At 68.7% G+C, this 12336-nt stretch carries 8 protein-coding genes; 7 read left to right on the top strand and 1 reads right to left on the bottom strand.

Translation table 11 applies throughout. The features are described from left to right. Nucleotides 1-62: 62 nt before the first annotated feature. The gene (locus DDT93_RS07795) at nt 63-683 is read right to left on the bottom strand and encodes an SCO family protein (RefSeq protein WP_109465241.1); all 621 of its coding nucleotides are present in this window, start codon (nt 681-683) and stop codon (nt 63-65) included. 104 nt (nt 684-787) lie between these two features. Here DDT93_RS07795 and regB point away from each other — a divergent pair, with 104 nt between their 5' ends. From regB to addA, 7 genes are all read left to right on the top strand, one after another. Further along, nucleotides 788-2185 carry a sensor histidine kinase RegB gene (gene regB / locus DDT93_RS07790; protein WP_109465240.1) on the top strand — a complete coding sequence of 466 codons (1398 nt, stop codon included), beginning with the start codon at nt 788-790 and terminating at the stop codon, nt 2183-2185. A gap of 84 nt (nt 2186-2269) precedes the next feature. Further along, complete coding sequence (locus tag DDT93_RS07785; RefSeq protein WP_109465239.1) at nt 2270-3811, top strand: PAS-domain containing protein; 1542 nt, start codon at nt 2270-2272, stop codon at nt 3809-3811. A 51-nt stretch (nt 3812-3862) separates the two neighbouring features. After that, entirely contained in the window at nt 3863-4339 is a 477-nt protein-coding gene (tsaE, locus tag DDT93_RS07780) for a tRNA (adenosine(37)-N6)-threonylcarbamoyltransferase complex ATPase subunit type 1 TsaE (RefSeq protein ID WP_109465238.1), read from the top strand. After that, on the top strand, nt 4336-5340 hold the full coding sequence (locus DDT93_RS07775) for an aminoglycoside phosphotransferase family protein (RefSeq protein WP_109465237.1): 1005 nt from the start codon (nt 4336-4338) through the stop codon (nt 5338-5340). Before tsaE ends, DDT93_RS07775 begins: the two co-directional genes overlap by 4 nt. After that, nucleotides 5337-6029: a nucleotidyltransferase family protein gene (locus tag DDT93_RS07770; RefSeq protein ID WP_109465236.1), complete on the top strand. Its 693-nt coding sequence runs from the start codon at nt 5337-5339 to the stop codon at nt 6027-6029. Before DDT93_RS07775 ends, DDT93_RS07770 begins: the two co-directional genes overlap by 4 nt. Further along, on the top strand, nt 6022-8961 hold the full coding sequence (gene addB, locus DDT93_RS07765; RefSeq protein WP_109465235.1) for a double-strand break repair protein AddB: 2940 nt from the start codon (nt 6022-6024) through the stop codon (nt 8959-8961). Before DDT93_RS07770 ends, addB begins: the two co-directional genes overlap by 8 nt. Beyond that, nucleotides 8958-12335, top strand: coding sequence for a double-strand break repair helicase AddA (gene addA / locus DDT93_RS07760; protein WP_109465234.1), 3378 nt, complete (start codon nt 8958-8960; stop codon nt 12333-12335). The genes addB and addA overlap by 4 nt, the downstream gene beginning before the upstream one ends. Nucleotide 12336 lies beyond the last annotated feature (1 nt).

Raw genomic sequence — 12336 nt, 5'->3', positions numbered from 1 at the left:
CGGTTATTCATCGTTTTCTGAATATGTACAGGGCGGCGCAAAACGTCAAACACACAAGGCTGTTAGCTGCGGTCGAGGACGCAGGCGGTCTGTTCCGCCATGTCCTCGGCCGTGGTGTCGTGGCTGAAGAACTGGACGAACCCCTGACCCGGCAGCACGAGGTAGGTGTAGGTCGAGTGGTCCACGAGATAGAACTCGCCCTGATCCTTGTGCGCCTTGAAGTAGGTCCGGTAGGCTTGGCTCGCCGCTTTGACCTGCTCGTCCGAGCCGGTCAGGCCGATCATCTTCTCGTGCATGTTCTCGGCGAAATCGCCGACCACCTCGGGCGTGTCGCGCTCGGGGTCGATGGAGATGAAGACCGGCGTCACGCTGTAGCCACGGTCTGCCAGCAGGTCGACGGCATCGGCGTTGCGCGAGGCGTCGAAGGGGCAGACATCGGGGCAGAAGGTGTAGCCGAAGTAGATCAGCGCGGGCTCCGTGATCACATCCTTGTCAGTGACCGTCTCGCCCTTGGAATTGATCAGCTCGAAGGGGCCGCCGATCTGGGATGCGCCGCCCGCCACGCGCGCCACGCCGCATTCGGCATAGGGCTCGTCCGGCTTGAGAAAGAGGGTGGAGAGCCAGATGCCGCCGACAGCGGCCACGAGGACTCCTGCCGCCATGATCGCATAGAGTCGCAGCATGTCCCGTTTCTCCTTTTCCGTCGCCGGCCCTCGGCCGCGGTTGAACGTCTGGTCCCGCAGACCTATCAACAATTCATCTGTTCGCAACGCACCTATGGTCGCACATGCCCGATTCCAACAGCGCCCTCATCCACGGTCAGGAACGCAGCAACTGGATCCGGCTGCGCACGCTGATCCTGCTGCGCTGGGTGGCCATCGTCGGCCAGCTTGCGGCGATCACCGTGGCGCAGTGGATGTACCACCTGCAGCTGGAGATCGGGCTGTGCTACATGGCCATCGGCGTCTCGGTGATCGGCAACCTGATCGCGATCTTCGTCTTTCCCGAGAACAAGCGCCTGACGGAGACAGAGAATTTCCTGATGGTGCTGTTCGACCTGATGCAGCTGTCGTTTCTGCTGTACCTGACGGGCGGGCTGCACAATCCCTTTGCCGTCTTCGTGCTGGCACCGGTGACCATCTCGGCCGGGGTGCTGAGCCTGCGCTCGACGCTGCTGATCGGGGGTACCGCGATCATGCTGGTGACCTTGCTCGCGAATTTCCACATGCCGCTGCGCACGCAGGACGGGGTGATCCTCAGCATTCCGGCGGACTTCGTCTTTGGCAACTGGGTCGCGATCACCATCGCCACGCTGTTCATGGGCGGCTACGCGCGCCGGGTCAGTGTCGAGATGCACGCGATGTCGGATGCGCTGACGGCGACCCAGATGGCCCTTGCGCGCGAGCAGAAGCTGACCGACCTTGGCGGCGTGGTCGCGGCGGCGGCGCATGAGCTGGGCACGCCGCTGGCGACGATCAAGCTCACCAGTGCCGAGCTGATCGAGGAACTGGACGACCGGCCCGACCTGCGCGAGGACGCGGCGCTGATCCGTGATCAGGCGGACCGCTGCCGCGACATCCTGCGCAACATGGGCCGTGCCGGGAACGACGACCTGCAGATGCACCAGGCGCCGCTGCGCACGGTGATCGAGGAGGCGGCGGAACCGCATACGGGCCGTGGCAAGACGATCCATATCGAGGAAGGGCCGCTGCCGGGGGCCGACACGCATCAGCCGGTGATCCTGCGCAAGCCGGAGGTCATCCACGGCCTGCGCAACCTGATCCAGAACGCGGTGGATTTTGCCCGGGCCAATGTCTGGATCGAGAACCGGTGGAGCGACGATGAGATCTCGATCCGGATCATGGACGACGGGCGGGGCTATCCGCCGCACATGATCGGCCGCATCGGCGACCCCTTTGTCCGTTTCCGCCGGGGCGAGAGCGAGCGCCGGATCCGCCCCGAGTACGAGGGGATGGGTCTGGGCCTGTTCATCGCCAAGACGCTGCTGGAGCGGTCGGGGGCGGAGCTGCGCTTTGCCAACGGTCACGACCGGGCCGATCCGGCCCCCACCGTGACCGAGCGGAAGGGCGCGATTGTCGAGGTGCGCTGGGCGCGCCGCAAGATCGATGCGCAGCATGGGGAAACGCCGGTTCCGCTGGGCCGGAACAGGCCCATCGAGCTTTGACGCGGGACGCGCGGCGCGTGGATTAACACGTCATTAACCTATTCTTACAAGACTGTCCGGAAAAACGGGGACCGGACCTTCTTGATGCAGGAACTGAATATAGGTGAATGGAGCGTGGTGGCGGGGATTGCCTTTGGGATGGCAATTCTCGCTGTGCGGCTGCTGACCCCGCGTTCGGCCCGGCGCCAGCGCGGCGATGATGTGATCGAGGCGGTCTGGCTGTTCGACGGCGAAAGACTTGCCGATGCCTGTGCCACCGCGCGCCGCTACGTGGACGAAGAGATCGACGGGTTCGTCTGGTCGCGCCTGATGGTCCTGCTGTCCCAGCGGTTCGAGGATCTGCCGGCATCGCCCGATTTCCTGCATGGCCCGGGGCCCTTTGTCAGGACGGCGACGCGCGGTGGCGAACAGGCGCATCTGAGCTTCGAGTCGGTCGAGGGGTTGTTGCGTGTCTGCCTGATGCAGACCCCGCGGGCCCACCGCGAGGATGCGCTTCACGGCCCGGTGCGGGCCGAGCTGGACACGCTGCGGCTTGCGGTCAGCCGCGCGCCCTTTCCGATCTGGCGCCTGTCGCCCGCGGGCGGGCTGGCTTGGTCCAACGCGGCGCTGCGCGCGCTCCACAAGGGCGAGGGCGGCGAGCTGGGGCCGTTTCCGCTGTTGCCGCAGGACCTTGCCGAGGGGCGCAGCCGTCGGCTGCCGCTTGCCAGCGACGGGGTCGGCGCGCCGCAGTGGTTCGACGTGACGGTGGTGCCGCAGGAGGGCGGCGCACTGTGTTATGCCGCCGAGGTGAGCGCGGTGGTCGAGGCCGAGAATGCGCAGCGCAAGTTCGTGCAGACCCTCGCCAAGACCTTTGCGCAACTCTCCATCGGGCTGGCGATCTTTGACCGGAACCGGCAGTTGGCGCTGTTCAACCCGGCGCTGATCGACCTGACCGAACTCTCGGTCGATTTTCTCAGCGGGCGGCCCAACCTTCTGACCTTTTTCGACCGGCTCCGCGACCGGAGCATGATGCCGGAGCCCAAGAACTACGGCAGCTGGCGGCACCAGATGGCCGACCTCGTCGCCGCCGCCTCGGACGGCAACTATCAGGAGACATGGACCCTGCCGTCCGGCGCGGTCTACTCGGTCATCGGGCGGCCGCACCCGGACGGGGCCATCGCCTTTCTGATCGAGGACATCACCGCCGAGATCACGCTGACCCGGCGTTTCCGGGCGGACCTTGAACTGAGCCAGTCGGTGCTGGACGAGATGGACGAGGCGGTGGCGGTGTTCTCGGCCGATGGTGGCCTGACGCTGACCAACCGCGCCTATCGCGAGCTGTGGTCCGTGGACCCGGAGATGGGATTTGCCGAACCGACGGTGATTGACGCCACGCGGGTCTGGCAGGACCGTTGCCTCGCCACGCCTCTCTGGGGCGAGATCCGCGATTTCGTCGCCTCGCGCGAGAATCGTGCGGACTGGTGGGCCGAGGTCTGCCTGACCACCGGCGAGCGGCTCGACTGCCGGATCCGGCCGCTGCAGAACGCGGTCACCATGGTAGTCTTCTCGCGCCGGACCGCGGCCCACGTGGCGCTGGAGCCGCCGGTTCGGGGCGAACGCAACGGCAGGCTCTTCGCCGAGGGCTGACGGCGTCCGAACCGGCTTGCGAGTGCCGGGCGGCGACGCCATTGTGCCCGCATGACGACCGCGCCGATTTCCCTGACCCTGTCCTCGCCCGAGGCCACCGCCGACCTCGCCGCCCGGCTGGGCGCCCGCCTGCGACCGGGCGATACGCTGTTGCTGGAGGGGCCCATCGGGGCGGGCAAGACGCATTTCTGCCGCAGCCTGATCCAGTCGCTTCTGGATGAACCCGAAGACGTTCCGTCGCCCACCTTTACGCTGGTGCAGACCTACGAGGCCGGGATCGGCGAGATCTGGCACGCCGACCTCTACCGGCTGAGCGGGCCGGGCGAGATTGTGGAACTGGGGCTGGCCGAAGCCTTCGAGACGGCGGTGTGCCTTGTCGAATGGCCCGACCGGCTGGGTCCGGATGCGCCCGCGAACGCGCTGCACGTCACGCTGCACCCCGATCCCGACGCCGAGGACCTGCGCCGGATCACCCTTGCATGGACCGACCCGAAATGGGCGGAGAAGCTGGACCGACTGACCTCATGACCGACCGAAACGACCTGGCCGCCGCCTTTCTGGCGCGGACTCCCTGGGCTGCGGCCGAACGACGAATGCTGGCGGGGGATGCCTCGAACCGGCGGTACGACCGGCTGCACGACGCGGCGCGGGGCACCACCGCCGTCCTGATGGACGCGCCGCCCGAAAAGGGCGAGGACGTGCGCCCCTTCGTGCGGATCGCGCGGCACCTGACCGGCGCGGGCCTGAGCGCGCCCGAGATCTTCGCGGCGGACGAGGAGAACGGGTTTCTGGTGATCGAGGATCTGGGCGACGATCTTTACTCCCGCGTGCTGCGCAATGACCCGTCGCTGGAACACTTGCTCTACGAGGCGGCGACGGATGTGCTGGTCACGCTGCACAGGGCGCCGATGCCGGAGCTCAAGCCCTACGATGCGCCGCTGATGACCGAACTGGCCGGTCTGGCCTATACCAAGTACGCCGATTACGTGACCGGCACCCCCGCGACCGAGGCGGCAGCACGGTTTGCCGCGCTGTTCGAGCCGATCCTCCGCGAGGCGACTTCGGGCGAGACGGTGCTGATCCAGCGGGATTATCACGCCGACAACCTGCTTTGGCTGCCCGGGCGCGAGGGCGCGCGGCGCGTGGGTCTGCTCGACTTTCAGGATGCGATGGCTGGGCACCCGGCCTACGACCTCGTCTCGCTGCTGCAGGACATCCGGCGCGATGTCTCGCCCGAGGTGGAGGCGGCGATGATCGCGCATTACATCGCGGCGACCGGCTGGGACGATGCCGCCTTTCGCAGGGCCTATGCAGTGCTCGGGGCGCAGCGCAACCTGCGCATCCTCGGGGCTTTCGGGCGGTTGGGTCACGACTATGGAAAGCCGCATTACGTCGACATGATCCCCAAGGTCTGGGCCATCATCCAGCGCGATCTCGACCATCCGGCGCTGGCCCCGGTGGCGGGCCTGCTGCGCGAGAGCCTTCCCGCGCCGACCGCCGAGATCCTTGCCGGGCTCAAGCGCGCATGACCGGAGCGCCCGAGGCCATCATGCTGTTCGCTGCCGGGTTCGGCACCCGGATGGGGGCGCTGACCCAGACCCGGCCGAAGCCGCTGATCGAGGTGGCGGGGCGGCCGCTGATCGACCATGCGCTCGACCTTGTCGATGCGTCGAGGCCTTTGCGCAAGGTGGCCAACCTGCACTACCTGCCCGAGCCGCTGGCGGAACACCTCGCGCCCAAGGGTGTCGCGCTGTCGCGCGAGGCGCCGGATATCCTCGACACCGGCGGCGGCCTCAAGGCCGCGCTGCCGCTGCTGGGGGAGGGGCCGGTCTTTACCATGAACACCGACGCGATCTGGTCCGGCCCCAATCCGCTGGGCCTGTTGGCCGAGGCGTGGGATCCGGAGCGGATGGATGCGCTGCTGATCTGCGTTCCGCTGGCCGGGACCGTGGGGCGCAAGGGCGGCGGGGATTTCGCGCTGGACGCGGAGGGCCGCATCCGGCGCGGTGGCGATTTCGTCTATGGCGGGGTGCAGATCATCAAGACCGCCGAGGTGGCGCGCTATCCCGACAAGGTGTTTTCACTGAACGCGATCTGGGACATTCTGGCCGGGAACGGCCGTCTCTTTGGCGCCGTCTATCCCGGACGCTGGTGCGATGTCGGGCACCCGGAGGGAATCGGAATGGCGGAGAGCCTGTTGCAAGAGACCGATGTTTGAGCCCGGCGACCGCCCCCGCGTCTTTGCCCTGCCGTCCGGCGTGGATTTCCCCGCCGAACTGCTGCGGGGGATGGAGGCGCGGCTGGCAGGCCAGCCGCCCGAGGCGCTGGCGCGGACCCAGCTGATCGTCAACACCCGGCGGATGGACCGGCGCATCCGCGCGCTGTTCGACGCGGGACCGGCGCGGTTGTTGCCGCGCCTGTCGCTGATCACCGATTTCGGCGAGGTCGGGATCGCGGGCGGGTTGCCCCCGGCCACGCCCGCGCTGCGCCGCCGCCTTGAACTGTCGCAGCTGATTGCCGGACTGCTCGATGCCCAGCCGGACCTTGCGGCGCGGGCTTCGCTCTACGATCTGGCGGACAGTCTTGCGGGACTGATGGACGAGATGCAGGGCGAGGGGGTCTCGACCGAAACCATCCGGGGCCTCGATGTCACCGATATGTCGGGCCACTGGGCACGGGCGCAGAGCTTTATCGGGATCGTGGACGATTACCTCGGCGACGGGTCGCGGCTTGACCCGCAGGCGCGTCAGCGCGCGGTGATCACGGCGCTGGCCGAGCGCTGGAAAGAGGCGCCGCCGCAGCATCCGGTTCTGCTGGCGGGCTCCACCGGGTCACGCGGGACCACGCTGATGCTGATCGAGGCGGTGGCGCGGCTACCGCAGGGCGCGGTGATCCTGCCGGGCTACGACTTTGACCAGCCGGAGTCGGTCTGGGCCGACATGTCGGATGCGCTGGTGTCCGAGGATCACCCGCAGTTCCGCTTTTCACGGATCATGGAACAGCTGGGGCTGGAGCCCGGCGATATCCGGCCCTGGACCGATGCCGTGCCGCCCTCGCCGGAGCGCAATCGCCTGATCTCGCTCGCGCTGCGGCCCGCGCCTTTTACCCATGCGTGGCTGGCCGAGGGCCCGGCGCTGGAAGGGATCGCCGATGCCACGCGCGACCTGACGTTGGTCGAGGCCGAGGGGCCGCGCGACGAAGCGCTGGCCATCGCGCTGCGCCTGCGGCATGCCGCCGAAACCGGCCAGAACGCTGCGCTGATCACGCCTGACCGGATGCTGAGCCGTCGGGTGACCGCCGCGCTGGACCAGTGGGGCATCCTCCCCGATGATAGCGCGGGCCTGCCGCTTCAGCTTTCGCCTCCGGGGCGGTTCCTGCGGCACGTGGCGCAGCTGTTCAGCCAGACGCTGACGGCCGAGCGGCTGATGGTGCTGCTCAAGCATCCGCTCTGCCACAGCGGGCCGGGGCGGGGCGCGCACCTGCTGAACACCCGCGACCTCGAACTGCATCTGCGTCGCAATGGCCCGCCGTTCCCCGATGCCGAGAGCCTTGCCGATTACCGGAGCGGGCGTCTCGACAAGGGCGAGGAGGGGCCTTCGGAAGCGTGGATCGCGTGGCTCTCGGCCCATTTCTGCGGGCAGGAGATCGCGGGCGCACAGGCGCTGGCGGCCTGGGTGGCGCGGCTGCGGAACCTTGCCGAGGCGATTGCGGGAGGGGGCGAGGCCGAGGGCAGTGGCGAGCTGTGGGAGAAGAACGCGGGCCAGAAGGCGCTGGGCGTCATCGAGGCGCTGGAGCGCGAGGCCGGTGCAGGCGGCGAGATGTCGGCGCAGGACTTCGCCGACCTGCTGGGCGCGTTGCTGGCCGGGGAAGAGGTGCGCGACCGGGATGCACCGCACCCGACAATCCTGATCTGGGGCACGCTGGAGGCGCGGGTGCAGGGGGCCGACCTGCTGATCCTTGGCGGTCTGAACGAGGGCAGCTGGCCCGAGGCAGTGCAGCCCGACCCCTGGCTGAACCGCAAGCTGCGCCAGCAGGCCGGACTGTTGCTGCCCGAGCGCGGCGTCGGGCTGTCGGCGCACGATTTCCAGCAGGCGGCGGCGGCGCGCGAGGTCTGGCTGACCCGCGCCGTGCGCTCGGAAGATGCCGAGACGGTGCCGTCACGATGGCTGAACCGGTTGATGAACCTCCTGTCGGGTCTCGAGGAGGGGCGCCCGGCGCTGGAGGCGATGCAGGAGCGCGGGCGGCTCTGGACCGACTGGGCGCGCGAGATGGAAAAAGCGCCCTTCATCGAACCCGCGCTGCGGCCCTCGCCGCGTCCGCCCGTCGCGGCCCGGCCCGCGCGCCTCTCGGTGACCGAGATCAAGCGGCTGATCCGGGACCCTTATGCGATCTACGCCAAGCATGTGCTTAGGCTGCGCCCGCTGGACCCGCTGGCGCAGGAACCCGACGCGCTGTTGCGCGGCACCGTGCTGCACGAGGTGCTGGAAGGCTTCGTGCAGGCGACGCTGGAGGCGCCCGACCGGCTCTCGACCGCCGAGTTTCTGTCGCAGAGCCGCGCGCTGCTCGACTCCGAGGTGCCCTGGCCCGTGGCCCGGCATCTCTGGCTGGCCCGGATGCGCCGGGTGGCCGAGGATTTCGTCACGACCGAGGCTGCGCGGCAGGCGCAGGCCGCCCCTGTCGGCTTTGAGGTTCGCGCCCGGATGAAGCTGGATCCGCTCGACTTTACCCTGACCGGCACCGCCGACCGGATCGACCGGCGCGAGGACGGGCGGCTGCTGCTCTACGACTACAAGACCGGCAGTGCGCCGACGCGCAAACAGCAGGCCAGTTTCGACAAGCAGCTGCTGATCGAGGCCGCGATGGCCGAGGAGGGCGCCTTTGAAGGGCTCGATCCGGGCGAGGTGGCCGAGGCCCTGTTCATCAGCTTCGGCGCCGGGTTCGGCGAGGTGGCGGCGCCGCTCGATACCGAGCCGCCTGCGAAGGTGCTGGAGGAGCTGCGCAAGCTGATCGGGGCCTATATGGAGCGGTCGCAGGGCTATACCTCGCGCCGGACCGTCTACAAGGACACCGATACCGGCGATTACGATCATCTGGCGCGGTTCGGAGAATGGGACCGCAGCGCCGAGGCGCAGCCGGAGGACCTTGAATGATCGCACGCAACGAAGCCACCGAACGCCAGGTTCAGGCAGCGCGGCCCGATGCCTCCACATGGCTCGCGGCCAACGCCGGGTCGGGCAAGACCCGCGTGCTGACCGACCGCGTGGCGCGGCTGTTGCTGGACGGGGTCGAGCCGCAGAACATCCTCTGCCTGACCTACACCAAGGCCGCGGCGAGCGAGATGCAGAACCGTCTGTTCCGCCGTCTGGGCGAATGGGCGATGCTGGGCGACGCCGAGCTCGCGGCGGCGCTGGATCAGCTGGGAGTCGGTGGCGCGATCACGGCCGAGCGGATGCGGCAGGCGCGCACGCTCTTCGCCCGTGCCATCGAGACGCCGGGCGGGCTGAAGATCCAGACCATCCACTCCTTCTGCGCGGCTTTGCTGCGCCGCTTCCCGCTCGAAGCCGGGGTCAGCCCGCAGTTCTCCGAGGTGGAGGACCGGGCGGCGCACATCCTGCAGGCGGAGATCGTCGAGGACATCGCGCAGGGTCCGCAGGCCGGGCTGGTCGAGGCCGTCGCGCAGTATGTCAGCGACAACGATTTCGCCTCTCTCACCGCGACGATCCTGTCCAAACGCGCCGATTTTGCGCAGGCGCGGGACATGGCAGATCTGCTGGCGCTCTTCGATCTGCCGGCGGGGTTCGACGAGAGGGCGATGGCCGCGCAGGTCTTTCTGGGTGGCGAGCGCGAGGTGCTGGATCGGCTGATCACGGCCCTGCGCAGCGGCGGGTCCAACGACCAGAAGGCCGCCGACAAGCTGGCGACCCTTGGCGAGATGACGCTGGCCGCGCTGCCGGTGCTCGAAGGCGTGTTCCTGACCGGGGCCAGCGCCAAGGAGCCCTTCACCGCCAAGGTCGGGGCCTTTCCGACCAAGGCCGTGCGCGAGTCGCATGGCGAGCTGATGGACCGGGTGGAGCCGCTGATGCTGCGGGTCGAGGCGGCGCGCGCGGCGCGGCTGGGTCTGGCGGCGGCGCGCAAGTCGCACGCGCTCCACGCCTTTGCCGCGGCGTTCCTGCCGGAGTACGAACGCCGCAAGCAGATCCGCGGCTGGCTCGACTTCGACGACCTGATCCTCAAGGCGCGGCACCTGCTGGGCGATCCCGGGGTCGCGGCCTGGGTGCTGTATCGTCTGGATGGCGGGATCGACCATATCCTCGTCGACGAGGCGCAGGACACCAGCCCCGAGCAGTGGGACGTGATCGACAAGCTGGCGCAGGAATTCACCAGCGGTGAGGGCGCGCGCCCCGACGTGGAGCGGACCATCTTTGTCGTGGGGGACAAGAAGCAGTCGATCTATTCCTTCCAGGGGGCCGATCCCGGCGCCTTTGACCGGATGCAGGCGGACTTTGCACAGCGGCTGCGGGCAACGGGCCGTGACCTGCAGGATCTCTCGCTGGAATTCTCCTTCCGCTCGGCCGAGTCGATCCTGCGGCTGGTCGACATCGTGTTCGAGGGACGCGATGCTGCCGGGTTTGCCGGATCGCGCCACCGCGCCTTCAAGAACGACCTGCCGGGGCGGATCGATCTCTGGCCCGCGGTGCCCAAGGTCGAGGACCCCGAGGACCCGCCCTGGGATACGCCGGTGGACCGGCCCAGCCCGCACCACCACACGGTGATCCTTGCCGAGCGCATCGCGGAGGAAATCGGGACGCTGATCCGGGAGGGGGCAACCATCCCCGACGAGGGGCGCGAGGGCATGTTCCGCCGTCCGGTCCGCGCGGGTGACTTCCTGATCCTCGTGCAGCGCCGGTCCGAGCTCTTTGCCGAGATCATCCGCGCCTGCAAGGCGGCGGGCCTGCCAATCGCCGGGGCCGACCGGCTGAAGGTCGGGGCCGAGCTGGCGGTCAAGGACCTTGCCGCGCTGCTGCGTTTCCTTGCCACGCCCGAGGACGACCTGTCGCTGGCCACCGCGCTCAAGTCGCCGCTGTTCGGCTGGACCGAGCAGGCGCTCTTCGACCTTGCCCACCGGCGCGGCCCCCGCGAGTTCCTGTGGATGGCCCTGCGCCGCCGCGCGGCGGATTTCGGCCCCACGCTGGCGATCCTGCAGGATCTGATGGGGCAGGCCGATTTCCTGCGCCCCTTCGACCTGATCGAGCGCATCCTGACGCGTCACCGCGGCCGCCGCCATTTGCTGGGGCGGCTTGGGGCCGAGGCAGAGGACGGGATCAATGCGCTGCTGTCGCAGGCGCTGTCCTACGAGCGTTCGGAGGTGCCGAGCCTGACCGGCTTTCTTGGCTGGATGGAAACCGACGATCTGGAAATCAAGCGCCAGATGGGCAGCGCGGGCGACATGATCCGGGTGATGACGGTCCACGGCTCAAAGGGGCTCGAGTCGCCCATCGTGATCCTGCCGGACACCGGCAAGCGGCGCGTGGCCAGCCGGGGCGAGGTGATGCTGGCCGGGGGAACGCCGGTCTGGCGCCCGCGCTCGGCCGAGATGCCCGAGGTGCTGTCCGAACCGCAGCAGGACGCGCGCGCGCGAGAGGAGAACGAACGCCAGCGGCTGCTCTACGTGGCGCTGACCCGGGCCGAGAAATGGCTGATCGTGGCGGCGGCGGGCGAGTTGGATAAGGAGGGTGACAGCTGGTACCAGATCGTCGAGGCCGGGCTGGAGGAGGCAGGCGGCACCGCGCGGGAGTTCGCCGGTGAATTCGGGCTCTCCATCGAGGACGAGAACTGGAATGCGCTGCCCTTCCGGCACGAGGCGGTCACCCCCCGCGAGACGGTTGCGCTGCCCGAGGTCTTCCGTCGCCCGGCCGCGCCGCCCGTCGTCCTGCCCGAAACCCTTAGTCCCTCGGACCTCGGAGGGGCCAAGGCGCTGCCCGGCGCACTGGGCGACGAGGAGGAGGCGGCCAAGGCGCGCGGCACCCGCATTCACCTGCTGCTGGAACATCTGCCTGGACTGCCGCCTGCGGACCGGCCCGCCGCCGCGCGCAACCTGCTGGGCGAGGTCGGGGAGGAGGATCTCGCCTCGGCCCTCGCCGAGGCCGCCGGGGTGCTCGACCGGGCGGAGCATGCCGCGATCTTTGCGCCCGAGGTTCTGGCCGAGGTTCCGGTGACCGCGACTCTGGGCAACCGCCGGATCCACGGCGTGATAGACCGCCTGATCATAACCGATACCCGAATCCTGGCGGTCGACTTCAAGTCCAACGCCACGGTTCCCGCCGACCCGGAAACCTGCCCGGACGGGCTGTTGCGGCAGATGGGCGCCTATGCTCTTGCGCTGGAACAGATTTATCCCGGTCGGGCGATCGAGACGGCGATCCTGTGGACGCGCACGGGCGATCTCATGCCGTTGCCACACGAACTGGTGAGGTGCGCCCTTGCACAAACACCACATCTTGACCTGACCGGGATCGGTTCTTAAC

It is taken from the genome of Albibacillus kandeliae (assembly GCF_003116585.1).
Lineage (GTDB): Bacteria > Pseudomonadota > Alphaproteobacteria > Rhodobacterales > Rhodobacteraceae > Albibacillus > Albibacillus kandeliae.
Note: the sequence above shows the minus strand (reverse complement) of the source record. Positions and strands in the feature narration are given on the sequence as shown.

Bases quoted from the DNA above. Each gene is read 5' to 3' on its own strand.
- DDT93_RS07795 (WP_109465241.1), bottom strand. From the start codon at position 683: ATGCTGCGACTCTATGCGATCATGGCGGCAGGAGTCCTCGTGGCCGCT.
- regB (WP_109465240.1), top strand. From the start codon at position 788: ATGCCCGATTCCAACAGCGCCCTCATCCACGGTCAGGAACGCAGCAAC.
- DDT93_RS07785 (WP_109465239.1), top strand. From the start codon at position 2,270: ATGCAGGAACTGAATATAGGTGAATGGAGCGTGGTGGCGGGGATTGCC.
- tsaE (WP_109465238.1), top strand. From the start codon at position 3,863: ATGACGACCGCGCCGATTTCCCTGACCCTGTCCTCGCCCGAGGCCACC.
- DDT93_RS07775 (WP_109465237.1), top strand. From the start codon at position 4,336: ATGACCGACCGAAACGACCTGGCCGCCGCCTTTCTGGCGCGGACTCCC.
- DDT93_RS07770 (WP_109465236.1), top strand. From the start codon at position 5,337: ATGACCGGAGCGCCCGAGGCCATCATGCTGTTCGCTGCCGGGTTCGGC.
- addB (WP_109465235.1), top strand. From the start codon at position 6,022: ATGTTTGAGCCCGGCGACCGCCCCCGCGTCTTTGCCCTGCCGTCCGGC.
- addA (WP_109465234.1), top strand. From the start codon at position 8,958: ATGATCGCACGCAACGAAGCCACCGAACGCCAGGTTCAGGCAGCGCGG.